23 protein-coding genes and 2 tRNA genes are annotated in these 25,012 nt (G+C 65.5%); 13 read left to right on the forward strand and 12 right to left on the reverse strand.

What is annotated here, in order from left to right; genetic code table 11:
* Position 1 precedes the first annotated feature (1 nt).
* The 5 genes from LRX77_RS03690 (at position 2) to pknB (ending at position 7,806) form a co-directional block, all read left to right on the forward strand.
* Entirely contained in the window at positions 2-1,453 is a 1,452-nt protein-coding gene (locus tag LRX77_RS03690) for a PP2C family protein-serine/threonine phosphatase (RefSeq protein ID WP_231831534.1), read from the forward strand.
* Positions 1,450-2,874: an FtsW/RodA/SpoVE family cell cycle protein gene (locus LRX77_RS03695; RefSeq protein WP_231831535.1), complete on the forward strand. Its 1,425-nt coding sequence runs from the start codon at positions 1,450-1,452 to the stop codon at positions 2,872-2,874. The genes LRX77_RS03690 and LRX77_RS03695 overlap by 4 nt, the downstream gene beginning before the upstream one ends.
* Positions 2,871-4,325: a peptidoglycan D,D-transpeptidase FtsI family protein gene (locus tag LRX77_RS03700; protein WP_231831536.1), complete on the forward strand. Its 1,455-nt coding sequence runs from the start codon at positions 2,871-2,873 to the stop codon at positions 4,323-4,325. The genes LRX77_RS03695 and LRX77_RS03700 overlap by 4 nt, the downstream gene beginning before the upstream one ends.
* On the forward strand, positions 4,322-5,878 hold the full coding sequence (locus tag LRX77_RS03705; RefSeq protein ID WP_231831537.1) for a serine/threonine-protein kinase: 1,557 nt from the start codon (positions 4,322-4,324) through the stop codon (positions 5,876-5,878). The genes LRX77_RS03700 and LRX77_RS03705 overlap by 4 nt, the downstream gene beginning before the upstream one ends.
* A 140-nt stretch (positions 5,879-6,018) precedes the next feature.
* Entirely contained in the window at positions 6,019-7,806 is a 1,788-nt protein-coding gene (gene pknB, locus LRX77_RS03710; protein ID WP_231831538.1) for a Stk1 family PASTA domain-containing Ser/Thr kinase, read from the forward strand.
* A gap of 88 nt (positions 7,807-7,894) precedes the next feature.
* Here pknB and LRX77_RS03715 read toward each other — a convergent pair whose 3' ends face one another.
* Genes LRX77_RS03715 through LRX77_RS03725 form a run of 3 tightly spaced genes read right to left on the reverse strand, consistent with a single transcriptional unit; the run spans position 7,895 to position 9,461 of the window.
* Complete coding sequence (locus tag LRX77_RS03715) at positions 7,895-8,533, reverse strand: anthranilate synthase component II (RefSeq protein WP_231831540.1); 639 nt, start codon at positions 8,531-8,533, stop codon at positions 7,895-7,897.
* Positions 8,533-8,688: a hypothetical protein gene (locus LRX77_RS03720; RefSeq protein WP_231831541.1), complete on the reverse strand. Its 156-nt coding sequence runs from the start codon at positions 8,686-8,688 to the stop codon at positions 8,533-8,535. Before LRX77_RS03720 ends, LRX77_RS03715 begins: the two co-directional genes overlap by 1 nt.
* Before the next feature lie 2 nt (positions 8,689-8,690).
* The gene (locus tag LRX77_RS03725) at positions 8,691-9,461 is read right to left on the reverse strand and encodes a class E sortase (protein WP_231831542.1); all 771 of its coding nucleotides are present in this window, start codon (positions 9,459-9,461) and stop codon (positions 8,691-8,693) included.
* A gap of 33 nt (positions 9,462-9,494) precedes the next feature.
* On the opposite strand from LRX77_RS03725, the gene LRX77_RS03730 reads away from it, so the two are divergent.
* Positions 9,495-9,752: a cell division protein CrgA gene (locus LRX77_RS03730; RefSeq protein ID WP_331716128.1), complete on the forward strand. Its 258-nt coding sequence runs from the start codon at positions 9,495-9,497 to the stop codon at positions 9,750-9,752.
* 57 nt (positions 9,753-9,809) lie between these two features.
* Here LRX77_RS03730 and LRX77_RS03735 read toward each other — a convergent pair whose 3' ends face one another.
* Together LRX77_RS03735 and LRX77_RS03740 are read right to left on the reverse strand one after the other, a co-directional pair.
* Positions 9,810-10,532 (reverse strand): rhomboid family intramembrane serine protease, encoded by a 723-nt coding sequence (locus tag LRX77_RS03735; protein WP_158030410.1) that lies wholly within the window; start codon positions 10,530-10,532, stop codon positions 9,810-9,812.
* 3 nt (positions 10,533-10,535) lie between these two features.
* Positions 10,536-11,075, reverse strand: coding sequence for a peptidylprolyl isomerase (locus LRX77_RS03740; RefSeq protein ID WP_231831544.1), 540 nt, complete (start codon positions 11,073-11,075; stop codon positions 10,536-10,538).
* 107 nt (positions 11,076-11,182) lie between these two features.
* Between LRX77_RS03740 and LRX77_RS03745 the strand changes: the two genes are divergently transcribed.
* From LRX77_RS03745 to panB, 3 genes are all read left to right on the forward strand, one after another.
* A complete protein-coding gene (locus tag LRX77_RS03745; protein WP_231831545.1) occupies positions 11,183-11,758 on the forward strand; it encodes a hypothetical protein in 576 nt (191 codons plus the stop codon).
* A gap of 203 nt (positions 11,759-11,961) precedes the next feature.
* Positions 11,962-13,047 carry a 2,3-butanediol dehydrogenase gene (locus tag LRX77_RS03750; protein WP_158030413.1) on the forward strand — a complete coding sequence of 362 codons (1,086 nt, stop codon included), beginning with the start codon at positions 11,962-11,964 and terminating at the stop codon, positions 13,045-13,047.
* Between the two features lie 174 nt (positions 13,048-13,221).
* Positions 13,222-14,118: a 3-methyl-2-oxobutanoate hydroxymethyltransferase gene (gene panB, locus LRX77_RS03755; RefSeq protein WP_231831546.1), complete on the forward strand. Its 897-nt coding sequence runs from the start codon at positions 13,222-13,224 to the stop codon at positions 14,116-14,118.
* A 9-nt stretch (positions 14,119-14,127) separates the two neighbouring features.
* On the opposite strand, the gene LRX77_RS03760 is transcribed toward panB, so the two are convergent.
* Positions 14,128-15,111 carry a zinc-binding alcohol dehydrogenase family protein gene (locus LRX77_RS03760; RefSeq protein ID WP_231831547.1) on the reverse strand — a complete coding sequence of 328 codons (984 nt, stop codon included), beginning with the start codon at positions 15,109-15,111 and terminating at the stop codon, positions 14,128-14,130.
* Positions 15,108-15,650, reverse strand: a complete 543-nt coding sequence (locus LRX77_RS03765; protein ID WP_158030416.1) for a PadR family transcriptional regulator — start codon at positions 15,648-15,650, stop codon at positions 15,108-15,110. Before LRX77_RS03765 ends, LRX77_RS03760 begins: the two co-directional genes overlap by 4 nt.
* A gap of 185 nt (positions 15,651-15,835) precedes the next feature.
* Here LRX77_RS03765 and LRX77_RS03770 point away from each other — a divergent pair, with 185 nt between their 5' ends.
* Genes LRX77_RS03770 through LRX77_RS03785 form a run of 4 tightly spaced genes read left to right on the forward strand, consistent with a single transcriptional unit; the run spans position 15,836 to position 18,927 of the window.
* Positions 15,836-16,648 (forward strand): ABC transporter ATP-binding protein, encoded by an 813-nt coding sequence (locus LRX77_RS03770; RefSeq protein WP_158030417.1) that lies wholly within the window; start codon positions 15,836-15,838, stop codon positions 16,646-16,648.
* The gene (locus LRX77_RS03775) at positions 16,645-17,301 is read left to right on the forward strand and encodes an ABC transporter permease (protein ID WP_231831548.1); all 657 of its coding nucleotides are present in this window, start codon (positions 16,645-16,647) and stop codon (positions 17,299-17,301) included. The genes LRX77_RS03770 and LRX77_RS03775 overlap by 4 nt, the downstream gene beginning before the upstream one ends.
* The gene (locus LRX77_RS03780; protein WP_158030419.1) at positions 17,298-17,981 is read left to right on the forward strand and encodes an ABC transporter permease; all 684 of its coding nucleotides are present in this window, start codon (positions 17,298-17,300) and stop codon (positions 17,979-17,981) included. Before LRX77_RS03775 ends, LRX77_RS03780 begins: the two co-directional genes overlap by 4 nt.
* A gap of 28 nt (positions 17,982-18,009) precedes the next feature.
* The gene (locus LRX77_RS03785; protein ID WP_158030420.1) at positions 18,010-18,927 is read left to right on the forward strand and encodes an ABC transporter substrate-binding protein; all 918 of its coding nucleotides are present in this window, start codon (positions 18,010-18,012) and stop codon (positions 18,925-18,927) included.
* A gap of 641 nt (positions 18,928-19,568) precedes the next feature.
* Here LRX77_RS03785 and LRX77_RS03790 read toward each other — a convergent pair.
* The 5 genes from LRX77_RS03790 to gyrB all read right to left on the reverse strand — a co-directional run bounded on the left by LRX77_RS03790 (position 19,569) and on the right by gyrB (position 25,000).
* Positions 19,569-19,641: transfer RNA gene (locus LRX77_RS03790), tRNA-Ala, on the reverse strand.
* A gap of 80 nt (positions 19,642-19,721) precedes the next feature.
* A tRNA-Ile gene (locus LRX77_RS03795) sits at positions 19,722-19,798 on the reverse strand.
* Positions 19,799-19,883: 85 nt separating this feature from the next.
* Entirely contained in the window at positions 19,884-20,291 is a 408-nt protein-coding gene (locus tag LRX77_RS03800) for a DUF3566 domain-containing protein (protein ID WP_158030421.1), read from the reverse strand.
* A gap of 14 nt (positions 20,292-20,305) precedes the next feature.
* Positions 20,306-22,972: a DNA gyrase subunit A gene (gyrA, locus tag LRX77_RS03805; RefSeq protein WP_231831550.1), complete on the reverse strand. Its 2,667-nt coding sequence runs from the start codon at positions 22,970-22,972 to the stop codon at positions 20,306-20,308.
* 81 nt (positions 22,973-23,053) lie between these two features.
* A complete protein-coding gene (gyrB, locus tag LRX77_RS03810) occupies positions 23,054-25,000 on the reverse strand; it encodes a DNA topoisomerase (ATP-hydrolyzing) subunit B (protein WP_231831552.1) in 1,947 nt (648 codons plus the stop codon).
* Between the last annotated feature and the right edge of the window lie 12 nt (positions 25,001-25,012).

Here is a 25,012-nt window from a genome sequence, read left to right on the forward strand (position 1 = left end):
CATGACCGTGCTGAGAGCAACCGCACTGAGCCACATCGGCAAGGTGCGGCGCAACAACCAAGATTCGGCCATCGCCGGTCAGTACCTCTTCGCCGTCGCCGACGGCATGGGCGGGCACGCCGGCGGCGACATCGCCTCGGCGCTCACCATCCAGTCGCTGGTCGATCTCGACCGGCACTTCGACACGGTCGACGAGGCCGCGCAGGCGATCGAGCTGGCGCTGCGCCGGGCGAACGCGACGCTCTCCGAGACCGTGGCCGACTACCCCGAGCTCACCGGCATGGGCACGACGTTCTCGGGGTTTCTGGCCGTCGACGACGTCGCCGTCATCGCGCATATCGGCGACTCTCGCATCTACCGCTGGCGCGACGGCGAGCTCACCCAGCTCACCAAAGACCACACCTTCGTGCAGCGCCTGGTCGACGCCGGCCGCATCACCCCCGAAGAGGCGCTGGTACACCCCAGGCGCTCGGTCATCATGCGTGTGCTCGGCGACATCGAGGCCAACCCCGACATCGATGTCTTCACCGAGCGCATCGAGCCCGGCGATCGACTGCTGATCTGCTCCGACGGCCTGAGCGGGCCGGTGGGCGACGAGGCGATCACCAAGACGTTCGCACGTGGCGACAGCGCCGACATGACCTGCGCCCATCTGCTTGAGCTCGCGCTGCGGGGCGGTGCACCCGACAACTGCACCGTGGTGCTGGTCGAGCCCGACGCCGACCCCGATGCGACGCCGCATGGCACTCCCGGGCATCCGGTCATCGTGGGCGCGGCGGCACGCGAGGTGCGTTTCGACCACCTCGACCGCATCCGCACGCAGAAGGCGCAGAGCCTGCACGCCCTGCGCGAGGCGGCGAGCCATCTCAAGCCGCGACGTCTCGAACCCACCCAGTTCGAATCGCAGGCCGACGAGTACCTCGACGAGCTGATCGCCGAGACCAGACGACGCACCATCATGCGCCGGGTCGTGGTCAGCGTGCTGAGCGTGCTGGTCGTCGGCGGCATCGCCCTCGGCGGCTGGTTCGGGTGGCGCTGGACGCAGACGCAGTACTACATCGGCGAAGACGCCGGTTACGCCGTCATCTACCAGGGCGTGAACCAGCAGGTCGGCCCGTTCAAGCTCAGTCACACCGTCGACGACTCGCGGCTGCCGCAGATTCCGATGTCAGATCTCGACGAGCTCACCCAGCAGCAGGTGCGCGAGACGGTGGCGTTTCCCTCTCTCGACGCAGCCGCCAGCCGACTCGGCGAGCTGAACAGCGAGCACCGCCGACGTGACGACGGCGAGCAGACTCAGTCGGCTCCGAGCCCGCAGCCCGACGACGGCACCGGGCCGGTCTCGGTGGCCGAGCCCGATGAGGCTCCTCTGACCGCGCATCCTGAGGGCGCCGCGACCACCCCGAGCGACAGCCCGTCGCCGCGCGCCACGACGAGCGGGGTCGCCCAATGAGCCGACAGCACAGTCTGCGCCTGGTCGACCGGAATCTGCGCGGCATCGAGCTGGTGCTGTTGATCCTCGGCGCCATCGTCTCTGCGCTGGGTCTGGCCGCCGTCCAGCTCGGCGCACTCGGCGCACTCGACATCCCCCCGTTCGTCATCGGAGCCGTCTTCTGGATCGCCGTGCTCGCCCTGCACATCGTGTTGCGCCTGCGGGCCTCGAAAGCCGACCCGATCATCCTGCCGATCGCCGCCACGCTGAATTCGATCGGCATCATCGCGATCTATCGCATCGACATCGCACAGGGGTCGACCGGTTCGACCCCCGCGCTGCGACAGGCGCTCTGGGCGACGGCCGCCGTCGTCATCGCCGCGGTCGTGCTGTACTCTCTGCGCAACCACCGCGTGCTGCAGCGGTACACCTACGTGTTCATGCTGGCCAGCATCGTGCTGCTGGTGCTCCCCATGATCCCGGGCATCGGCACCTCCCTGGGCACCAACGCCGAGCTCTGGGTCAAGTTCGGTCCAATCACCTTCCAGCCCAGCGAGTACGCCAAGATCACCCTCGCGGTCTTCTTCGCCGGCTATCTGGTCGCCCGCGGCGAGAGCATCACCGCCGCCGGCCGCCGCTTCGCGGGCATGACCTTCCCGCGCCCCAAAGACTCCGGGCCGATCCTGGTCGTCTGGGCGATGGCCATGACCGTGCTGGTCGTGCAGAAAGACCTCGGCACCTCGCTGCTCTACTTCGGCCTCTTCCTGGTGATGCTCTACGTCGCCACCGGGCTGGCCAGCTGGGTAGTCATCGGGCTGCTCATGTTCGTCGCCGGCGGCCTCGCCGCCTACCGGTTCATCCCGCTCGTGCAGGGCCGCATCCATGCCTGGATCGACCCGCTCGACGACACGCTCTACAACCAGCAGTACGGCGGCAGCTATCAGCTCGTGCAGGGGCTCTTCGGCCAGGCGCACGGCGGCATGTTCGGCACCGGCTGGGGCCGCGGCTATCCGCAGATCACCCCGTTGGCCCGCTCCGACTACATCTTCACCAGCATCGGCGAAGAGATCGGTCTGATCGGCATCTTCGCCATTCTCTGCCTCTTTCTGCTGCTGGTCGGCCGCGGCCTGCGCGTGGGCTTCACAGCCAGCGACGACTTCGGTCGTCTGCTGGCCACCGGCCTGTCGTTCGTGCTCTGCCTGCAGGTGTTCATCGTCGTCGGCGGCGTCACACGGGTGATCCCGCTCACCGGCCTGCCCACGCCCTTCCTCGCCGCCGGCGGCTCGAGCCTGTTGGCCAACTGGGTCATCATGGCGCTGCTGCTGCGCGTCACCGACTCGATTCGCTCGCAGGCCGACCGATTCGGAGCCCTGCGCAGTGCGACGGACGCTGCCCCGGCATCCGCCGTCGGGTCGCCTGCCGAGAAGGAGGCTCACTCATGACCACGCGCCTGCGTCGCGTCGCAATCGTCGTCTTCCTGCTCTTCGTCTCGCTCTTCGTGTCGACGAGTCTGATCCAGGGCATCTTCGGCGAACAGCTCAACAGCGATCCTCGAAACTCTCGCGCCATCCTGGATGGCTTCAAGGTGCAGCGCGGCAGCATCCTGGCCGGCAACCAGGTGATCGCGCAGTCCGATCCGGTCGACAATCAGTACAGGTTCACGCGCAGCTATCCCGGCGGCGAGATGTACTCGGCCGTGACCGGCTGGTACTCGCACACGCTGGCGCCGACGGGCCTCGAGGGCGCCGAGAACCTGACTCTGACCGGCACCAGCCGCGGGCAGACCATCGATCAGCTCGTCGATCGTGTGAACGGCACCGAGCCTCGCGGCTCAGACGTGGTGCTGACGATCGACCCGGCCGTGCAGAAGGCCGCCTGGGATGCACTGGGCGACCGCAAGGGGGCAGCGGTCGCGATGGATCCCTCGACCGGACGCATCCTCGCGATGGTCTCGAAGCCCGGCTTCGACGCCGCGGGGCTCGCCGACAACGACACCGCCCAGGCCAACCAGGTCTTCGAACAGCTGAATGCGGCGTCAGACAAGCCCCTGGTGAACCGTGCGATCGGGGGCGACACGTACCCCCCCGGCTCGACGTTCAAACTGATCATGTCGGCTGCGGCGCTCGAGAACGGGTTTACTCCCGAGAGCACGTTCGCCAACCCCGGTTCGCTCACGCTGACCGGCACGAACACGCAGATCTACAACGTCACCCGGCGGGCCTGCGGCAACGGCGGCTCTGAGACCACGCTGAAGACCGCACTGCAGTACTCGTGCAACATCCCGTTCGCCGAGCTCGGGGCGCAGCTGGGCGAAGACAAAGTCGCCTCGACAGCCAAAGACTTCGGCTTCGGCGAGAATCAGCAGATTCCGCTCGACGTCACCGCGAGCCGCTACCCGACCGGCATGAGCACCGCACAGCTGCAGCTGGCCAGCTTCGGCCAGTACGACGTGCGCGTCACTCCGCTGCAGGTCGCCTCGATCTCGGCCACGATCGGCAACAAGGGCGCCCGCATGCAGCCCGGGCTGATCGACGCCGTGCGCGGCCGCGATCTGTCGGTCACGCAGCAGTTCTCTCCGCAGAAGCTCAACCAGGCGATATCTGCAGAGAACGCACAGACTCTGACCTCGATGATGGTGAACAATGTCTCATCGGGCGAGATTTCAGGTGCAAGAATAGACGGGGTTGAGGTCGCCGGAAAGACGGGCACCGCCGAGACCACCAAAGAGAGCCAGTACAATCTCTGGTTCACCGGCTTCGCGCCGGCGAACGATCCCAAGGTCGCAGTCGCGGTCGTGGTCGAAGAGGGCGGCTCTTACGGTGACTCAGAGGGCTCGAACCGGGTGGCGGCTCCCATGGCGCAGAAGATCATGAAGGCGGTGTTAGACAGATGAGACCCACAGAAGGCCTCACGTACGGCGCACGATACAAGCTCACGAGCCGTATCGCGGTCGGCGGAATGGGCGAGGTCTGGAAGGCCTATGACGAGGTCATCGGTCGCGACGTCGCCATCAAGATCCTGAAAGACGAGTACATGGGCGATCCCGGGTTCCTGGAGCGCTTTCGCGCCGAGGCCCGGCATGCCGCACTCGTGAACCATGAGGGCATCGCCAGCGTCTACGACTACGGCGAAGAGAAGGGCAGCGCCTATCTGGTGATGGAGCTCGTGCCCGGCGAACCGCTGTCGAACGTGCTCGAGCACGAACGCGTGCTGCCGGTCGACCAGGTGCTCGACATCGTGGCCCAGACCGCACAGGCTCTCGCCGCCGCGCACAAGGTGGGCCTCGTGCACCGCGACGTGAAACCGGGCAACCTGCTCATCACGCCCGACCACCACGTCAAGATCACCGATTTCGGCATCGCGCGCATCGCCGACCAGGTGCCGCTGACCGCCACCGGGCAGGTCATGGGCACGGTGCAGTACCTCTCGCCCGAGCAGGCCAGCGGTCATCCCGCGTCACCGGCCACCGACATCTACTCACTGGGCATCGTGGCGTACGAGTGCCTGGCCGGTCGTCGCCCCTTCACCGGCGAGAGCCAGGTGGCCATCGCGATGGCGCAGATCAATGAGACTCCCCCGCCGCTGCCCACCAGCGTGCCCGCGGCGGTGAACAAGCTCGTGATGAGCTGCATCGCCAAGAACCCCGCCGACCGCCCGCAGTCGGCCACGCATCTGGCGAAGGCCGCCGAGGCGTTGCGCGTCGGCGACATCCGCACCGCCGCCATGGAGGTGCCGCAGGTCACACCGACCGGTCAGCAGACCACGGCGCTCGACGAGACCGCGCTGATCGGCACCACGCAGGATGCCGCCCAGCCGGCCACCGCCATCATCGGCACTCAGAACGGGCAGCCACTGCTCGACGCCAGCGCGACCCAGGTCGACGATGCGAAAAAAAGCAAGCCGAAGAAGAAGCGCAACAAATGGACGTGGCCCCTGGTCGCGCTGATCGCGCTGCTCCTGCTCGTCGCCGGTGGCAGCGTCTGGGCGCTGCTGGCCAATCAGAGCGAGCCCGAGACGCCGTCACCGACCCCGACGGTGACCGAGACGCCCTCAGAGACCCCCTCAGAGAAGCCGTCACCGACCCCGACGCGCACCCAGACGCCGACGCCCACGCCCACGCCCACCCAGAGCACGGTGAGCATCGCGGCTGACGAGTTCGTCGGGCAAGACATCGCCGCTGTGCGCGCCCAGCTGAACAGCAAGGGGCTCTCGGTCAATCAGGTCGAGCAGCCGGTGACCTCGCAGAGTCAAGACGGCAAAGTGCTCAGTCATGAGGCCGGTACGTTCCAGCCCGGGGTGAGCATCACGGTCACGTACGGCAAGTACACGGCACCCGCCTCATCGTTCACCGACAAGGCGTCGTGCGAGGCCGCCGGGCACACCTGGACGGCAGCGCAGAGCTCTTCGACCACGCCAACCCCCTCACCGGCGGGCAAGTGCAGCTGAACAGTCTTCTCGCCGGCCAGAGCCGGCCGCCATCAGCAGGGTTCGGGTGCGCTCTGACCCGTGTCGGGTCGCTCTTCGCACGGTTCTCGCCGAGGTTCCGCTAGACTGACGGACGGAATCTACTGTCTACAGGTGGGTGTATGAGTGAACAGCCGTTGTTGAGCGGCCGATACCGAGTCGGCCGCCTCATCGGGCACGGTGGCATGGGTGACGTGTACCTGGGCACCGATACCCGTCTTGGCCGAACCGTGGCCATCAAACTGCTTCGACCTCAGCTGGCAGACGATCCGATCTTCCAGAAGCGCTTTCGCAACGAGACCACCGCTGCTGCGCGCATGATCAGCCCCTATATCGTGCGCACGTACGACGCCGGGCAGGACATGGTCGCCACCGGGCCGAACGCGCGCCCGCAAGAGGTGCCTTTCCTCGTGATGGAGTACGTCGAGGGCGAGACGCTCAAAGAGAAGCTTGCAAAGGGCACGATCGACCGTGCCGAGGCGCTCAAGATCACCGATCAGGTGCTGCGTGCGCTCGAGTACTCGCACCGGGCGAACATCATTCACCGTGACATCAAGCCCGGCAACATCATGATCACGTCGAGCGGCGATGCCAAGGTGATGGACTTCGGCGTGGCGCGTGCGCTCAGCGAGAGCGAGGGCACTGTCGCACAGACCGGTTCGGTCGTCGGCACGGCCCTCTACTTCGCACCCGAGCAGGCGCGCGGCGACCGCGTCGACGGCCGTTCAGACCTCTACAGCGTGGGTGTCGTCCTGTACGAGATGCTCGTCGGCCGTGTGCCGTTCAAGGGCGACAGCCCAGCATCGATCGCCTACCAGCATGTGAACGCGACCGCACCGACCCCGAGCAGCCTCAACGACGCCCTCGGCGAGAACGACGACCGCGTCATTCTCAGCGCCCTCGCGAAAGACCCGACGCGCCGGTATCAGACGGCCGAAGACTTCCGAGCTGACGTCGATCGACTGGCGCAGGGCGTGCCCACTCGTGGCCCGAGCTATGACGCCGCGAGCACGCTGATCCTCGAAGACTCCCCCATCGACGACGCGATCGACCTCGACCCCGAAGACGACGACCCCTCGTCGCGCTTCATCGATCGCGAGCTGCGCAAAGGCGGCATCGGCACCATCTGGGCCATCGTGATCGGCGTGGGCGTGATCGGCATCGTCGCCGTGCTCTGGCTCGCCTTGCTGCAGCCGCGCATCGCCAGCCCTGAGGGTGCCCAAGTCGCCGTTCCGAACCTGGCCGGGGCCACCTACCAGACAGCAGAGCAGCAGCTGAAAGACCGCGGACTGAACCCGGTCAAGGTCGATCAGACCGACGACTCCGTCTCGCCCGGTCGCGTCATCGAGACCGATCCCCCGGCAGGTGCGCTGGCTCTCGCCGGAAGCGACGTGCAGGTGAAGGTATCGAGCGGCGCCCCGATGGTCACCATTCCCGACGTCTCGAAGCTCACGCAGGATGAGGCCACCAAGAAGCTGACCGATGCCGGTCTGCAGGTGGGTCAGATCACCCAGACGATCAACGGCGACGTTCCCACCGGGCAGGTCATCGCCTCCGAGCCCACCGCGCAGAGCCAGGTTCGCTCTGGAACCTCCGTGCGGCTGCAGATCTCTTCCGGCCGCGTCGTCATCCCAGAAGACCTGGTCGGCAAGCCGATCAATGACGCGATCAGCCAGCTGCGCGACCTCGGGCTCTCGGCTCGGCCGCAGCCGGTGCGCCGCTGCCAGGCCTCGTCGTACACGGTGCAGTTCTCTGACCCGAAGCCGGGCACCGAGCTGGCTGCGAACGCCTCAACCGAAGTTATCCTGTACTACTACATGGCCGACAGCTCGAAGTGTGCGCCGACACCGACACCGACACCGTCGAGCGAGACGCCTGCGCCTGAATCGTCGTCACCGCCGGCGCAGTAGGCCATATCGACGGCAGCACCGCCGAACACGTGCGCGACGGGGGCGCGCTGCGAGTCTCACATCAAGATTCCGCAGACGCCCCCGCGGCTCACGCCTCGTTGATCAGCGGGCTCAGATCGGCTGCACGCCCTGCGGCGCCCTCGACACCGGCCAGCTCGAGCCAGTTGCCGAACTGACGGTAGCCGTGCTCGGTGAGCACAGACTCCGGGTGGTACTGCACCCCCCACAGCGGCAGCTCGCGATGCTGCAGCGCCATGATGACGCCGTCATCGGTGCGGGCCGTCACCCGCAGGTCAGGCGGCACCGTGGCATCCACCACCGCCAGCGAATGGTATCGCGTCGCCTGAAAGCGCTCGGGAACACCCTCGAAGAACGGCACGGCATCGTGCACGACGGTCGAGAGCCGCCCGTGCATGAGCTGCTCGGCGTTCGACACCGTCGCCCCGTACACCTCGGCCAGGGCCTGGTGCCCCAGGCACACGCCCAGCATGGGCAGACGGTGCGCAGCGGCCCAGCGAATGGCATCAGGGCTCACACCGGCATCGGCTGGCGTTCCGGGCCCCGGCGAGACCAGCAGCCCGTCGACGCGGCTCAGCGCCTCGTCGAGATCACTCGCCCGCAGCTCGTCGTTGCGCACGACCGTCGTCGTCGCGCCCAGCTGCTGCAGGTACCCGTTGATCGTGTAGACGAAGCTGTCGTAGTTGTCGACGACCAGAATGTCGCTCATCAGCCCACCGTCGCTTCGCCCGTGTCGACCAGCGTGTTCACCCAGGGAAAGACCACCCAGTTGAGCAGGGCGATCACGGCGCCGACGAGAATCAACGACTGCAGCAGCTTGACCGGCCACGGCCCCGGCAGAACTCTCCAGATCAGTCCGTACATGGTCAGCCTTTCTGCAGATAGTCGAGCGATGCCGGCGCCCCCGCCGAGCGCGGCTGGAAGCTGTCGAGCACGCTGTACGAGATGATCCGCTCGCCGTTCGTGAACGGGTACGGATTGCAGCTGGTGAGCGTCAGCACCCGATCACTCGCCTGCGCGGTGCTCTGCGGCACGGGGTTCAGCACGTTCACGTCGACGTCCATGACGTACTCGGTGTTGCGATACGTGTAGGTGTACCAGCCGTCTCTGGTCTCGATCACGATCTTGTCGCCGACGGTGAGGCTGTCGACGTATCGCAGGCTCGATCCCTGCCCTCCGCGGTGAGCGGCGATGGCGAAGTTGCCGACCTGGCCCGGCAGGCTGGTGTCGGGGTACCAGCCGAAGCCGATGCTGTCGAGCACCGGCTTCTTCTCGACACCACGGGCGAGCGGGCGCTGCCAGGTGTCGCCCAGACGCTGAATGTAGACGACGCCGAACACATCGTTGCCTTGCGGGTGGATGTCAGGGTCACCCGGCGTCGCCGTGGCCTGCCCGCCTGCGGCAGGGGTCGCCTCCTGCTGCCAGCCCTGCGAGATCTCGGCTGCAGCTGCCTCCTGAGACCGGTCGACGCTGGAGTCGTTGACCCACATCTTCCAGCCGATGAAGAGCAGCACGAGCACACCCGCCGTCAGCATCAGCTCGCCGATCACCGTCACGATGACCGACCCGACCGAGCGACGTGCACGGCGCGACTGCTCGCTGCGGCGGCGCTGTCTGCGCGACATCGGTTCACTCACAAGTCTGCACTCCTTGGGCTACACTGTACTTCCGTGGCGAACAACAAGAAGAAGAGCTCCGACCGGCAGGATGCGACCGAGTCGGCCGACCGGTCGAAGATCACGAAACCGAACCCGCCGTGGTTCAAGTTCGTCATGTTCGGCCTGATGGCGATCGGCCTGCTCTGGATCATCGTCTTCTATATTAGCTTCAGCGCCCAGTGGCCGATCCCGGCCCTCGGCCAGGGCAACATCCTCGTCGGCTTCGGCATTCTGATGGTCGGCTTCTTGATGACCACCCGCTGGCGCTGACCTCCGCCGCGCCCCGCAGGCACCGATGAACGACAACATCACCGCCTAGATCACCGTCTAGCGCTGCCAGAGCATCCCCGGGGCGATCGCGAACAGCACCACCATGACCACACCGAGCACGGCGAAGTAGACGATGCGCAGCGTACGGTCTTTGGGCTGACGCGTCTCGGCCAGGATGAGCCCGCTGAGCAGGCCGACGACGAGACCGCCGAGGTGCGCCTGCCAGCTGACCCCACCGACAAAGAACCCGTAGAAGAAGTTGATCGCGAGCAGTACGAGCAGCTGCGTCGTCTGGCCGCCCAGTCGACGCTGAATCACCAGCAGCGCACCCATCATCGCGAAGAGTGCCCCTGAGGCGCCGATCACACTGGTCTGCGGTGAGAGCAGGTAAACGCCCAGTGCGCCGCCCACGAGGCCGAAGAGGTAGAGCGTGATGAAACGGCCGCGACCGATCATCGGCTCGAGAATCGTGCCGAAGATCCACAGTGTGTACATGTTCAACAGCAGGTGCAGCGGCAGCACGCTCTGAGTCGAGTGCACAAAGCCGTAGGTGATCGCCCGCCAGGGTTCGAAGGGAATCAGCCCGGAGAACGCGGCTTCGGGCCCGGCGAGAAAGAACGTGCCGACATACGCGCTGTGAAACTGCATCAGCGATGTGAAGCCGGGCACCACGAGCTGCAGGAGATAGCCCAGCACGCACAGCGCGATGATCACATAGCTGACGACGGGTGCGCCGGGACGCTTCAACGCCCAACGCACCCGCTGAGTCAATGACGGCATGCGTCAGGCCTTGTCGACGTCGACGCCGGTGATGACGACGTCTTCGACCGGGCGGTCGCCGGGCTGCGTGGCGACGGCTGCGATCTCGTCGACCACCTTGCGTGAGGCGTCATCGGCGACCTCGCCGAAGATGGTGTGGTGCCCGTTCAGCCATGGGGTCGCGTCGACGGTGATGAAGAACTGCGAGCCATTGGTGCCGTGGCCGCCTCGCTGGCCGGCGTTGGCCATCGCGAGCAGGTAGGGCTTCGTGAACTGCAGCTCGGGGTGAATCTCGTCGTCGAAGGCGTAGCCCGGGCCGCCGGTGCCGGTGCCGATCGGATCGCCGCCCTGAATCATGAAGCCGGGGATCACGCGATGGAAGATCACATCCTGGTACAGGGGAGTGGTCTTGGTCTCGCCGGTGTCGGGGTGCTTCCACTCTTTTTCACCAGTGGCGAGGCCGACGAAGTTCTCGACGGTCTTCGGCGCCTGGAAGTCGAAGAGGTTGATGACGATGTCGCCGTGGTTCGTGTGCAGAGTCGCAGTATGCGTGTGCTGAGTCATGCGTCGATTCTCGCACAACCGGGCATGCTGGCAAGATGCGTTGAGTTTGTCGCAGAAGCCTGACGACGTCTGACCGAGATGGCACAATGGGCTCAGGAGGTCACACCATGGCAGACAAGGCAACTGAGAACGTCGAACAGCTCAAGAAGCGCCTCGAGAAGGCGGTCCGAGACTTCGAGGACTTCACGAACAACACGGTTAAACCGCTGGCGCAGAAGGGCGCCGAGGTCGCCGGCCAGACCACGCAGGCCGCGAAGGAGCGCTTCTACAGCGATGTGGTGCCCGCAGCGATCAATGCCGTCGGCACGGCGAAGGCCGTGCTCGAGGCGCTGAAAGAGGCTCCGGTCAACGCCGATGTGGCTGAGAGTGTGCGTCGAGGTGCTGCCGATCTCAAGCAGGGCGCCGAGCACACTGCGGCAGAGGTGAAAGAGGCTGCGGTCGAATCGGTGAAACAGACGAAGAAGGCGGCCAAGCGGGCGGCGAAGCAGGCTCAGCAGGCGACGCACGAGGTGACCGAGCAGGTCGCCGATGCGGCCGAGCCAAAGAAGTCGGGCGCCCGCTGGGTGCTGCCGACACTGGGCATCGCGGTCGTGGTCGGCGTCGGCGTGGCGGTCGTTCGTGCTGTCACGCTGGCCGACGAACACTGGATCGGCATCGACGACGAATTCGGCGACGATCTCTGATTCGCTCGTCAGCGCTGACCTGCACCGCTGACCGACAGCCGCGAAGTGTCCCAGAACAAGACACTTCGCGGCTGTTTCTCTGCTGTTCAGAGTTCGTTGTCTCGCTCTCGATACACTTGGGTCGACGGGGGACACCGTCGACCCAACACTGCGACAGCCACCGTGCGCGTGCTGTCGCGTCACGCAAGGGAGACAACCACACCATGAAGGCAGCACGCTATTACGACCGCGGCGACATTCGCATCGAAGACATCGAGCCACAGCAGCTGAAGCCCGGCACGGTGCGCATCGATGTCGCGTGGTGCGGCATCTGCGGCACCGACCTGCACGAGTTCCTCGACGGCCCGATCTTCGTGCCGCCGGCAGGGCATCCGCACCCCATCTCGGGAGAATCGGCCCCGGTCACCCTCGGGCACGAGTTCTCAGGCGTCATCAGCGAGGTCGGCGAAGGCGTCGACGATCTCAAAGTCGGCGATCACGTCGTGGTCGAGCCGTACATCATCAGCGATGACGTCTACACCGGCCCCGAGAGCAAGGACTACCACCTCTCGAAAGACATGAACTTCATCGGTCTCGCCGGCCGCGGCGGCGGCCTTGCCGAGAACATCGTGGTGCGCCGCCGCTGGGTGCACAAGATCGATCAGAGTCTGCCTCTCGATCAGGCCGCACTCATCGAGCCCCTCTCGGTGGCCTATCACGCCGTCGAGCGCTCCGGCGTTCAGGCGGGTCAGACCGCCATCATCGGCGGCGCCGGCCCCATCGGTCAGCTGACCGCAGCCGTGCTGCACGCACTGGGTGTGAAGGTCGTCATCTCTGAACTGAGCCCGCTGCGCCGGCAGAAGGCCCTCGACGCCGGCGTCGCCGACTATGCCTTCAATCCCGCCGAGGTCGACGTGGTCGAAGAGACCCGCAAACTCACCGACGGCAAGGGTGCCGACGTCGCGTTCGAGTGCACCAGCGTTCAGGTCGTGCTCGACACCCTGCTCGACGCCGTGCGCCCGACCGGCGTGATCGTCATCGTGTCGATCTGGGGCAAGAAGGCCGAACTCGACATGCACAAGATCGTCATGAAAGAGCTCGACATCCGCGGCACCATCGGCTACGTGAACAGCCACCCGGCGACCATCAAGCTCGTCGAGAGCGGCAAGATCGACCTCAAGCCGTTCATCACCGGCAAGATCGCTCTCGAGCACCTGGTCGACGAGGGCTTCGACACACTGATCCATCGCAACGAGACGGCCGTGAAGATCCTGGTGTCGCCTTCTGGCGAGGGACTCGACGAGAATTAGGCGAGACAGCAGTCAGCGCGCCTGCACTGACCTCTTCGAGAGGCGAGCGTCATATGTCGAAAACGGCATATAACGCTCGCCTCTCAGTCGAGTACGCTGGAGCACGACCCCGCACGAGCACTGACGCTTCCCGAGTCGTGCCTCCGTGCATCGACTGACGAACAGAGGATTCGCGTGAGCGAGCAGCCCGCACCGTACGGCACACCCCCGGCCATTTCTGCCGACGCATCCACCGCATCCGGCCTGCCCGAGCCGGGCACAGCGCCGGCAACGCCGCTTGCACGCGTACGCATCCCGCATCTGCAGCAGATGAAGGATCGCGGCGAGCGCTGGGCGATGCTCACCGCGTACGACATGTACACCGCGCAGGTCTTCGAAGAGGCGGGCATTCCCGTGCTCCTCGTCGGCGACTCGGCCTCGAACAACGTGCTGGGCAATGAGAGCTCGCTGCCGGTCACCGTCGACGAGATGATCATGCTGACGCGTGGGGTCTCACGAGCTGCGAGGCGGGCGCTGATCGTCGTCGACCTGCCTTTCGGGTCATATCAGGCCTCGCCTGAGCAGGCGTTTCTGACTGCAGCACGCTTTCTCAAAGAGGCGGGCGCTCACGCGGTCAAGCTCGAAGGCGGGGTCGAGGTCGTGCCGCAGGTCGAGAAACTCGTGCACAGCGGCGTGCCCGTGATGGCGCACATCGGGTTCACGCCGCAATCTGAGCACCAGCTCGGCGGCTATCGCGTGCAGGGCAGGGGAGACGACGGAGCCCGTCTCATCGCCGACGCCCGAGCGCTCGAGGCAGCCGGTGCATTCGCCGTCGTGCTCGAGATGGTGCCCGCAACCGTCGCCGCAGAGGTCACCGCTGCGCTGCGCATTCCGACCGTCGGCATCGGCGCCGGCGCGGGATGCGACGCTCAAGTGCTGGTCTGGCAGGACATGGCCGGGCTGCGCGCCGGCCGTATGCCGCGCTTCGTCAAGCAGTATGCAGACGTTCGCGGCGCGCTGGTGGATGCAGCGCGTGCGTATGCCGCCGATGTCGCCTCGGGCGCCTTTCCCGGGCCTGAGCATCAGTTCTGAACGGCTTGATCAGTCGAGCCGGACGACGAGCTTGCCGTGCGCCTGACCGGATTCCATCAGAGCATGCGCTTCTCGAATCTGGTCGAGAGAGAACACCCGGTCGATCGGCACGACCGTGCGGCCGGCCTCGACGTCATCGAGATACTGCTGCAGCACGTCCACTGGCAGATCACCCGCGTCGCCTGAGTAAGCCGTCAGACGCACACCGCGGGGAATGTAGTCGATGGGGTAGAAGTCTTTGACCGTCCATTGGTTCGAGAGCATCCCTGTGAAGCAGACGACCCCGTGCACACGGGTGGCGCGCAGGGTGTCCGGGAGTGTCGGCGTGCCGACCAGCTCGAGTGCCGCGTCGACGCCCTCGGGCAGCACCGAGCGCACCTGGGGTGCGACGGCTCCGTCGTCTATGAGCACGTGATCGACGCCGGCGGCTCTGAGCGCATCGGCTTTGGCCGGGCTGCGTGTGGTCGACAGCACCGTCAGCCCCTGGCGTTTGGCGAGAACGGCTGCCGCGAGCCCCACCGACGACGTGCCCCCGCGCACCAGCAGGCTCTGCGCGGCCTGCACGTCGAGGCCGATGGTGAGTGAGCCGTGTGCCGTCTGCAACATCTCCGGGATCGCGCCGAGCGTGGCCCAGTCGAGATCCGAGTGAAAGGGGATGACCTGGTGAACCGGCACGCAGGTGTACTGCGCGTAGCCGCCGTCGAAAGTGCGCCCCATGCCCCCCATGAGCGTCATGACCTGCTGCCCACGGGCGAAACGACCCGACGGGTCGTCGTCGATGACTCCGGTGGCCTCGATGCCGAGCACCCGGGGATAGGTCACGGCGGGGCCGGCGAACCCGAGGCGTGTATGCAGTTCTGAACGGTTGAGACCGAACGCCTTCACCGTGATGCGCACCCACCCAGGCGCCGGCACCGGGATGGGCAGGTCACGAATGTGCAGATTGGCCACCGGCCCCGGGGCATCGAGAACGACTGCGCGCATGGTGGTCATGTCTGCTCCCGAACTGAGCGTGAGGTGGGCCCGAGCTGGTCACGCAGCCACGTGAGCTCTGCTCTGCGGGCCGCGCGAGCGGTCACGAGGATGCCTTGGCGGTAGGGATCGGTAATCTCGGCTGCACGCAGGGGTCGGTCTGCGTCGAAGAAGAAGCCGACCGGCTGGTCGAGAAAGTCGAGGCGGCGCTGCAGCACGGCGCGACGCTCGAAATCGTCGGGCAGGAGCGACAGGAAGGCCAGCACGATGAAGAACCGTGCGCCGTCGGTGATGTCATGGCCCGAGGCGGCACGCAGCCGCTGCAGCAGCTGCTCATGCCCGCGCTCCGTCAGGTGCAGGGTTCGCCGCGTGGTCGCCCCACGCCCGGTCTCGAGAGTCTGGAGGAGCGCTCCCGACGCGATGAGACGGTTGATCGCCGGATAGATCGTTCCGTCACTGATGGCACGCGCATACCCGTGCAGGCGGTTCATCCGGCGCCTCAGCTCGTACCCGTGCAACGGGCCCTCGGCCAGAAAACCCAGAATCATCAACTCGATCACGTCTCCGACTGTAGCACCACGATTCGAGGCACAACGATCAGAGGTATAAGCTTGAGCTGCGCATCTGCCGAACGATCAGACTGCCGGGCCGAGCGCTGCACAGGGCTTGGGCGTCTGCCGGTTCGAGCTGCGTGAACACGGCGCTCAGCGAGCGGCAGGCCCAGGGAACGGCGGAAGGAATCCGGATGATCGAGTTCACGTCCGTGACGAAGACGTACCCTGGCGGATCTGTCGCGGTCAGGAACTTCACACTGACCGTACCGTCGCATCGCACGGTGGCGCTGGTCGGCTCATCCGGGTCAGGCAAGACCACGCTGCTGCGCATGGTCAACCGCATGGTCGAGCCCTCGTCCGGCCGAGTGCTCATCGATGGTGAGGATGTACGCGCGCGCGACGCCGTGGCCCTGCGCCGGTCGATCGGCTATGTGCTGCAGGCCGGCGGCCTGCTGCCGCACCGCACTGTGCTCGACAACGTCGCCACGGTGCTGCGTCTCAACGGCACGAGGCGGGCACAGGCCCGCATCCGCGCCACCGAGCTGATGCAACGCGTCGGGCTCGATCCCGCCCTCTCAGAGCGATATCCCGCAGAGCTGAGCGGCGGTCAGCAGCAACGCGTCGGCGTGGCACGCGCCCTGGCGCCTGATCCGAACATCCTGTTGATGGACGAGCCGTTCGGCGCAGTCGACCCGATCGTTCGACGAGAGCTGCAGGATGAGCTGCTGAGGCTGCAGGCCGATCTCGGCAAGACCATCGTGTTCGTCACCCACGACGTCGACGAAGCATTCCGCCTCGGCGACGAGGTGGTCGTGCTGCACGATCACGGCGTGATCGCGCAGCAGGGAAGCCCGGCAGAGATTCTCGCCGCCCCCGCCAACGGTTTCGTCGCAGACTTCATCGGTGCCGATCGCGCCGAGCGCACGCTGCACGAGAAGATCGTCGAGGGCCGTTCGATCGTGCTCGACGGCCACGGCCGCCCGGTAGGAGTGATGGCGCCGTGACCTGGCTGACGCTCAACTGGCCGCAGGTCGTCGGCCTGCTTCGCAGTCATGTCATGCTGAGCCTTCCGGCGATCGCACTCAGTGTGCTCATCGCCGTTCCGCTGGGTCGTCTCGCATTTCGTCGACCTCGTATCGGCGCTCCACTGCTGAGTGCCGCGACACTGCTCTATGCGATTCCGGCACTGCCCCTGCTGATCGTCATCCCGGTCATTCTCGGCATTCCTCTGCGGTCTGCGGCGACGATGACCATCGCATTGACCGTTTACGGAGTAGCTTTGCTGGTGCGCACCGCTGCCGACGCCTTCTCCACCGTCGAGCCCCACACCCGCGATGCCGCGATCGCGATCGGCCACTCGCCTCGTGCGGTGTTCTGGCAGGTGGATCTGCCACTCGCAGTGCCCGTGCTGATCTCCGGCGTGCGTGTCGTGGCCGTCTCAACGATCGCGCTGGTCACCATAGGTGCTCTGATAGGCGTGCCCAGTCTCGGAACTCTGCTCACTGACGGATTCCAGCGCGGCATCACCGCTGAGGTCGTTACCAGCGTCGTGGCTACGGTGCTGCTGGCCCTGCTGGTCGATGTCCTGCTCTCTGTCCTCGGGCGGGCGCTGACACCTTGGCAGCGCAGTCTGCGACGACGTCGGAGGTCGGCATGAGTCTGCTGATCGATACGGTGGCATGGCTCACCGATCCTTCGAATTGGGCCGGCGCCGGCGGCATTCCCAGGCGAACCCTTGAGCACCTGGCCATCACCGGTGTCTCGGTAGCCGCGGCAGGGATCGTCGCCCTGCCAGCCGGGGTGCTGATCGGACACACCCACCGCGGAGCGGCCACCATCGGTGCGATCACCGGTGCTGCTCGCGCGATTCCCACACTGGGACTGCTCACCCTGTTCGGTCTTGCACTCGGCATCGGGGTCCAGGCTCCGACACTCGCCCTCATCATACTGGCGATGCCCTCGCTGCTGGCCGGTGCATACGCCGGCGTGCAGGCGATCGACCCGGCCGTTCCAAGCGCTTCCCGTGCCATCGGCATGAGCCCTCTCCAAGTCATTCGCCTCGTCGAGGTGCCGCTGGCGCTGCCGGTCATCGTCGGCGGACTGCGCGCGGCCACTCTGCAGGTCGTGGCCACGGCGACTCTCGCTGCGTACACCGCAGACACCGGGTTGGGGCGCTATCTGTTCACTGGGCTTAAATCACGCGACTACGCCCAGATGCTCGGGGGCGCTGTGCTGGTCATCGCGCTGGCCCTGCTGCTCGAGCTCTCCCTTGCCGCGCTGCAGCGTCTCTCAGCTCATCGTGCCGACCCTGCACAGCTGTCTGCTCGACAGCGTTGACCACCATCAAGAAGAAGGAACCCAGAACATGTCACATCGGTCCAAGGTCATCACACTCGGCGCACTCGCGCTCACCGGATCCCTCGCGTTGACCGGCTGCGCCGGAAACGATCCTCTCTCATCCGGCAGCGACGAGGGCTCGTCGTCGAAGACAATCGTCATCGGCTCACAGGATTACTACTCGAATGAGATCATCTCCGAAATCTACGCCCAGGCGCTCGAAGGAGAGGGATTCACCGTCGACCGTCAGTTCCGCATCGGGCAGCGAGAGGCGTACCTGCCTGAGATCGAGTCGGGCAAGATCGACCTCTTTCCTGAGTACACGGGGAATCTGCTGCAGTACTGGAAGCCAGATACCACTGCACGCCTGGCTGACGACGTCTACGGCGAACTGCAGAACGCGACTCCCGACGGTCTGCGCGTGCTCGACCAGTCGGATGCCAGCGATCAGGATTCCTATACCGTCACCCGGCAGTTCGCCGATCAGTGGAAGCTGAGCACGATCAATGACCTCGCCAACGTCACCGTGCCGATGACGCTCGGGGCCAACTCTGAGGCCGAGACACGCCCCTATGGCCCGAAAGGACTGCTCGACACCTACGGCATCACCATCGGTTTCACCCCGATCGAAGACGCCGGCGGCCCCCTGACCGTCAAAGCGCTCAAAGACGGAGACGTCCAGATCGCGAACATCTACACCGCAGACCCGGCGATCTCAGCCGACGATCTGGTCTCACTGACTGACACGAAAGGCCTCTTCCTCGCCTCGCATGTGGTGCCCCTGGCCAGCGACAACGTTAATGACAAAGCCGCTGCGATCATCAACAAGGTCAGCGCTGCGATGACCACCGACGACCTCATCGCGCTCAATGCACGCAGCGTCAACGAAGGTCTGCCGGCCAGCACCATCGCATCCGACTGGCTGGGACAGCAGGATCTCAACTGATCGCCCGGCGACGAACGAAGACTCCTGCCCGGGCGCCGTCATGCTCAGGAGACTCAGGGGCCGCCTGCACGGCCGAGGAGTCGGCTCTCTGCGACACAGCTTGGGCAACGTGGCCGACGGGGGAGCGAACGATTGAGGCGCCGCACCGATCCGCTGGGCCTGGTCGACGACATCATGGCCAGCAGCCTGATCGTCACGCTCGCTCCTCGACATCACATCGGTGCGATCAGTAGCTGAAGCCCGTTGACGCGACGAGGAGTCCACGCGCAGAAGGAGCCTGCGGAGACTCACCTCGTCCGTAGCACAAGACGCCCCATCTCGACCGCACGAAGCAGACATGCGTCCAGTTTGCCTCCACGGAGGCCGACTGCGAGCCATCGACAGTGTGACCCCATAGAGAGCCGCACACCAAGAGAGAAGCTTCTGCACAAGTGGGCTCAACCGCAGCCGCTGGCAGCCGCATACGTCACAATCCGTGGCATAGGCCGCGTATCGCGACGATAGTCGCCGCACAGGAAGGGCGCCGGGAATGGCCACATCACGAACCAGCAGCAATCGAAGTCATCGAGATGGATCTGCGATTACCAGCGCCCACGAAGAAAGCCCCGGTTCGCGAACCGGGGCTTTCTCGACGACTGTTGTGGAGCCTGCGGGAATCGAACCCGCGACCTCCTGCTTGCAAAGCAGGCGCTCTACCAATTGAGCTAAGGCCCCGCGTGCTCACCTTGTGATTCTGCACGAGCCTGAGACGACGGCCAGTCTGCAACCATGACGAGATTCACAAGAGTGCGCATTGGTGGGCCTACCTGGACTTGAACCAGGGACCTCTTCGTTATCAGCGAAGCGCTCTAACCACCTGAGCTATAGGCCCAATGCACAGCACCAGAAAAGCTTAACGCATAACGGGCGCTGCACACAAGTCGGGATGCTCGCGGGCATCCCGACTCGTGAAACCACTACTTGACGTTGCTGAACGTGAGCTTCACGCCGCCCACGATACGTGCCACAGCGTTGTAGATCACGGCCATCAGGCCACCGCCGAGTGTGCCGAAGATCACGGTCACGACGCCGGCCAGCAGGCTCAGGCCCAGAACGCGGCCGAAGCTGAAGACGCGTGCCACGTTCTCTGAACCGTCACTGGTCGTGGTCGAGAGCAGGTCGTTGATCGGCTGGAACATGCCCAGCTGGGCCACGAAGAGCCAGAGCACGAGTGCGCAGACCAACTCGACGATCATCAGTGCCAGGCTGAGCAGAAACGACACCTTCAGCGCCGACCACGCGTTGATGCCTGAGAGGCGCAGATGCACCAGACGACGCGAGGCCTTCGAGCCAGAGCCACCCACCGACGGGGGAGTCATGTTCATATTGTGGGTTCCTCTCACTGCTGATCAGCCACGGCGGGCTGATCAGTGTCTTCAGTTGACGGCTCGGTCGCTGCAGCTGCCTCGGCAGCCGCTTCGGCATCAGCCACGGCCTCAGCCTCGTCGAGGCTGTGCTCTTCGTTGCGGGCGACCGAGATCACGGGATCTCTTCCATCGGCGCGCACGAAGACGACACCCATCGTATCGCGTCCCTTGGCCGGCACCTCGGCGACCGCCGAGCGGATCACCTTGCCGCCCGCGAGCACCACGAGCACTTCGTCGTTCTCGCAGACGATGAGCGCCCCAGCGAGATCGCCGCGGTCGTCGTTCAGCTTGGCCACCTTGATGCCCTTGCCGCCACGACCCTGCACGCGGTACTGGTCGACCGCCGTACGCTTCGCATACCCGCCTTCGGTGACCACGAAGACGAACTGCTCCGCAGCATCCGCATCAGCCGGAATCACCGACGCCGACAGCAGCGAGTCGCCCGCACGGAAGGTGATGCCCTTCACCCCCGAGGTGTCACGACCCATCGGGCGCAGCGTCTCGTTCTCGGCGACGAAGCGCAGGCTCAGGCCCTTGCGCGAGACGAGCAGAATCTCGTCATCGTCGTTCACCAGCAGTGCCGAGACGAGCTGGTCGTCGTCACGCAGGTTCACGGCGATGAGACCAGCCGAACGCGGTGAGTCGTAGGCCTCGAGACGGGTCTTCTTGACCAGACCGTTGCGCGTGGCGAGCACCAGATACTGCGCCTGGTCGTAGCCCGAGATGTCGAGCACCTGGGTCACCGTCTCGTCAGGGTTGAGCGCGAGCAGGTTGGCGACGTGCTGGCCCTTCGAGTCGCGCCCGGCCTCAGGCACCTCGTACGCCTTCGCGCGGTAGACGCGCCCGGCATCCGTGAAGAACAGCAGCCAGTGATGGGTCGTGGTGACGAACAGGTGGTCGACGATGTCGTCGGCCCGCAGCTGCGCCCCCTTGATGCCCTTGCCGCCGCGGTGCTGCGACCGGTAGTTGTCCGACCGGGTGCGCTTGATGTACCCGCCGCGGGTCATCGTGACGACGACCTCTTCTTCGGGAATCAGATCTTCCATCGACATGTCGCCGTCGAAGCCGAGCTGAATCGCAGTGCGACGATCGTCGCCGTACTTCGCGACGATCTCGCCGAGCTCTTCGCCGACGATCTCGCGCTGACGCAGCTCGCTGGCCAGAATCGCGTTGTACTCGGCGATCTTCGCCTGCAGGTCGTTGTACTCGTCGGTGATCTTCTGCCGTTCGAGGGCTGCGAGCTGACGCAGCTGCATGTTGAGAATCGCACGAGCCTGCAGGTCGTCGATGCCCAGCAGATTCTTCAACCCCTCACGGGCGTCTTCGACGGTCGCCGACGCCCGAATCAGCGCGATGACCTCGTCGAGGGCGTCGAGGGCCTTCAGGTAGCCCTCCAGGATGTGGGCGCGCTCCTCGGCCTTGCGCAGACGGAACCGGGTGCGCCGAACGATGACCTCGATCTGGTGAGTGATCCACAGGCTGATGAACTGGTCGATCGAGAGGGTGCGCGGCACCCCGTCGACCAGGGCGATCATGTTCGCGCCGAAGTTGTCCTGCAGCTGCGTGTGCTTGTACAGGTTGTTCAGCACGACCTTGGCCACGGCATCGCGCTTGAGCACGATGACCAGACGCTGACCGGTGCGGCCCGAGGTCTCGTCGCGAATGTCGGCGATGCCCGAGACGCGGCCCTCTTTGACGAGTTCGGCGATCTTGATCGCCAGGTTGTCCGGGTTCACCTGGTAGGGCAGCTCGGTGATCACCAGGCAGGTGCGGTTGTGGATCTCTTCGATGTTCACCACGGCGCGCATCGTGATCGAGCCGCGACCCGTGCGGTAGGCCTGCTCGATGCCCTTGCGGCCCAGCACCAGCGCGCCGGTGGGAAAGTCAGGGCCCTTGATGCGCTGGATCAGGGCGTCCTGGAGCTCCTCGCGTGATGCATCTGGGTGCTCGAGCGACCACTGCACGCCGTCGGCGACCTCGCGCAGGTTGTGCGGCGGAATGTTCGTCGCCATGCCCACCGCGATGCCCACCGAGCCGTTGACCAGCAGGTTCGGGAACCGACTGGGCAGCACGACCGGCTCCTGCGTCTTGCCGTCGTAGTTGTCCTGAAAGTCGACGGTGTCTTCGTCGATGTCGCGCACCAGCTCCAGCGCCAGCGGGGCCATCTTCGTCTCGGTGTATCGCGGTGCGGCGGCGGGGTCGTTGCCCGGCGAGCCGAAGTTGCCCTGGCCGAGTGCGAGCGGGTAGCGCAGGCTCCACGGCTGCACCAGACGCACGAGGGTGTCGTAGATGGCCGAGTCGCCGTGCGGATGGTACTGGCCCATCACCTCGCCGACGACACGCGAGCACTTCGAGAAGGCCTTGTCGGGTCGGTAGCCGCCGTCGAACATGCCGTAGATGACACGGCGGTGCACCGGCTTCAGACCGTCGCGCACGTCGGGCAGCGCGCGGCCGACGATGACGCTCATCGCATAGTCGAGGTATGACTTCTGCATCTCGACGTTGAGGTCGACCTGCGAGATGTGCCCGTGGTTGTGAGTGCTGCCAGCGCTGCCGAACGAGACGCCCGAGTTCGGCGTCGCGCCTGCGCTCTGGTCGTCGGTGCCCGGGTTCTCGGGGCCCTGTGTGTCGTCTGCCATGTTCTGCTTGTCTCTTTCGTCTGTGCGATTCGAGTGTGCGATGCGGATGCTGTGGTCACGCGTCTGAACGCGTCACGCCCATCAGATGTCCAGGAAGCGCACGTCTTTCGCGTTGGTCTGGATGAAGGTGCGTCGGGAGTCGACGTCTTCACCCATCAGCACCGAGAACACCTCGTCGGCCTGGGCCGCGTCTTCGAGCTGCACCTGCAGCAGCGTGCGCGACTCGGGGTTCATGGTGGTCTCCCAGAGCTCTTCGTAGTTCATCTCGCCGAGGCCCTTGTACCGCTGAATGCCGGAATCCTTCGGCAGACGGTGACCCGCGCCCTTGCCCTCGGCGAGCAGCTCGTCGCGCTCTTCGTCGGAGTAGGCGAACTCGTGCTCGCGGTCGCTCCATTTGAGTCGATACAGCGGCGGCTGGGCGAGGAAGACGTGGCCCTGCTCGATCAGCGGCCGCATGTAGCGGAAGAAGAACGTGAGCAGCAGCGTCGCGATGTGCGCGCCGTCGACGTCGGCGTCGCTCATCAGCACGATCTTGTGGTAGCGCAGCTTGTCGTAGTTGAACTCCTCGCCGATGCCGGCGCCGAAAGCCGTGATCATGGCCTGGATCTCGTTGTTCTGCAGCGCTCGATCGAGCCTGGCCTTCTCGACGTTCAGAATCTTGCCTCGCAGCGGCAGAATCGCCTGCGTCTCGGGGTTTCGACCCTGCACGGCAGAGCCGCCGGCCGAGTCGCCCTCGACGAGGAAGATCTCGCAGATCTCTGCGTTCTTCGACGAGCAGTCTTTGAGCTTGCCGGGCATGCCGCCCGACTCGAGCACACTCTTGCGCCGGGTGGCCTCACGGGCCTTGCGGGCGGCGAGACGCGCCTGCGAGGCCTGCATGCCTTTGCGCACGATGTCTTTGGCCTGTTGGGGGTTGCGGTCGAACCAGTCGGCGAGCTGCTCGCCGGTGACCTTCTGCACGAACGCCTTGGCTTCGGTGTTGCCGAGCTTCGTCTTGGTCTGGCCCTCGAACTGGGGTTCGCCGAGCTTGATCGAGACGACGGCGGTGAGTCCCTCTCGCACATCGTCGCCAGAGAGGTTCTCGTCTTTGTCTTTGAGAATGCCCTTCTCGCGCCCGTACTTGTTGATCAGCGTGGTGAGCGCCGCGCGGAAGCCCTCTTCGTGCGTGCCGCCCTCGTAGGTGTTGATCGTGTTGGCGTAGGTGTGCACGCTCTCGGTGTAGGCAGTCGTCCACTGCATGGCCACCTCGAGCGACAGGCGCTTCTCGGCGTCTTCGGCCTCGAAATCGATCACGGGCTCGTTGATGACCTCGGCCTTCTTGGTCGAGTTCAGAAACTCGACGTAGTCGACCAGGCCGCGCTCATAGTGGTACTTGACCTCGACGGGCTCTTCGCCGCGCAGATCGGTGAGGGTGATGGTCAGACCCTTGTTCAGGAAGGCCATCTGCTGAAAGCGCTGACGCAGCGTCTCGAAGTCGTAGACCACCGTCTCGAAGATCTCGGAGTCGGCCCAGAACGTCTGGGACGTGCCGGTCTCTGTGGTGGCCTCGCCCCGCTCGAGCGGGGCGACGGGCTGTCCGCCGTCGCGGAACGACTGGCGCCACACGTATCCGTCACGTCTGACGGCGGTCTCGACCCGGTGCGACAGCGCGTTGACGACCGAGATGCCGACACCGTGCAGACCGCCCGAGACGGCATAGCCGCCGCCGCCGAACTTGCCGCCTGCGTGCAGCACCGTCATGACGACCTCGACGGTCGACTTGTGCTCGGTGGGGTGCTCGGCGACCGGAATGCCGCGCCCGTTGTCGACCACGCGCACGCCGTTGTCGGGCAGCAGCGTCACCTCGATGTGCGTGGCGAACCCGGCGAGGGCCTCATCGACGCCGTTGTCGACGACTTCGTACACCAGATGGTGCAGCCCGCGCGGGCCGGTCGATCCGATGTACATTCCGGGGCGTTTGCGAACCGCCTCCAGGCCTTCGAGAACGGTGATGTCACTGGCATCGTAGGAATGCGGCTCTTGAGTCATCGCGACGTGGTG

It is taken from the genome of Pseudoclavibacter sp. 13-3 (assembly GCF_021168475.1).
In the GTDB taxonomy this organism is placed as follows: domain Bacteria; phylum Actinomycetota; class Actinomycetes; order Actinomycetales; family Microbacteriaceae; genus Pseudoclavibacter_A.

What these genes read in the sequence shown, in the direction of transcription:
- LRX77_RS03690 (WP_231831534.1), top strand. Translation starts at nt 2, where the DNA reads ATGACCGTGCTGAGAGCAACCGCACTGAGCCACATCGGCAAGGTGCGG.
- LRX77_RS03695 (WP_231831535.1), top strand. Translation starts at nt 1,450, where the DNA reads ATGAGCCGACAGCACAGTCTGCGCCTGGTCGACCGGAATCTGCGCGGC.
- LRX77_RS03700 (WP_231831536.1), top strand. Translation starts at nt 2,871, where the DNA reads ATGACCACGCGCCTGCGTCGCGTCGCAATCGTCGTCTTCCTGCTCTTC.
- LRX77_RS03705 (WP_231831537.1), top strand. Translation starts at nt 4,322, where the DNA reads ATGAGACCCACAGAAGGCCTCACGTACGGCGCACGATACAAGCTCACG.
- pknB (WP_231831538.1), top strand. Translation starts at nt 6,019, where the DNA reads ATGAGTGAACAGCCGTTGTTGAGCGGCCGATACCGAGTCGGCCGCCTC.
- LRX77_RS03715 (WP_231831540.1), bottom strand. Translation starts at nt 8,533, where the DNA reads ATGAGCGACATTCTGGTCGTCGACAACTACGACAGCTTCGTCTACACG.
- LRX77_RS03720 (WP_231831541.1), bottom strand. Translation starts at nt 8,688, where the DNA reads ATGTACGGACTGATCTGGAGAGTTCTGCCGGGGCCGTGGCCGGTCAAG.
- LRX77_RS03735 (WP_158030410.1), bottom strand. Translation starts at nt 10,532, where the DNA reads ATGCCGTCATTGACTCAGCGGGTGCGTTGGGCGTTGAAGCGTCCCGGC.
- LRX77_RS03740 (WP_231831544.1), bottom strand. Translation starts at nt 11,075, where the DNA reads ATGACTCAGCACACGCATACTGCGACTCTGCACACGAACCACGGCGAC.
- LRX77_RS03745 (WP_231831545.1), top strand. Translation starts at nt 11,183, where the DNA reads ATGGCAGACAAGGCAACTGAGAACGTCGAACAGCTCAAGAAGCGCCTC.
- LRX77_RS03750 (WP_158030413.1), top strand. Translation starts at nt 11,962, where the DNA reads ATGAAGGCAGCACGCTATTACGACCGCGGCGACATTCGCATCGAAGAC.
- LRX77_RS03760 (WP_231831547.1), bottom strand. Translation starts at nt 15,111, where the DNA reads ATGACCACCATGCGCGCAGTCGTTCTCGATGCCCCGGGGCCGGTGGCC.
- LRX77_RS03770 (WP_158030417.1), top strand. Translation starts at nt 15,836, where the DNA reads ATGATCGAGTTCACGTCCGTGACGAAGACGTACCCTGGCGGATCTGTC.
- LRX77_RS03780 (WP_158030419.1), top strand. Translation starts at nt 17,298, where the DNA reads ATGAGTCTGCTGATCGATACGGTGGCATGGCTCACCGATCCTTCGAAT.
- LRX77_RS03785 (WP_158030420.1), top strand. Translation starts at nt 18,010, where the DNA reads ATGTCACATCGGTCCAAGGTCATCACACTCGGCGCACTCGCGCTCACC.
- LRX77_RS03800 (WP_158030421.1), bottom strand. Translation starts at nt 20,291, where the DNA reads ATGAACATGACTCCCCCGTCGGTGGGTGGCTCTGGCTCGAAGGCCTCG.
- gyrA (WP_231831550.1), bottom strand. Translation starts at nt 22,972, where the DNA reads ATGGCAGACGACACACAGGGCCCCGAGAACCCGGGCACCGACGACCAG.
- gyrB (WP_231831552.1), bottom strand. Translation starts at nt 25,000, where the DNA reads ATGACTCAAGAGCCGCATTCCTACGATGCCAGTGACATCACCGTTCTC.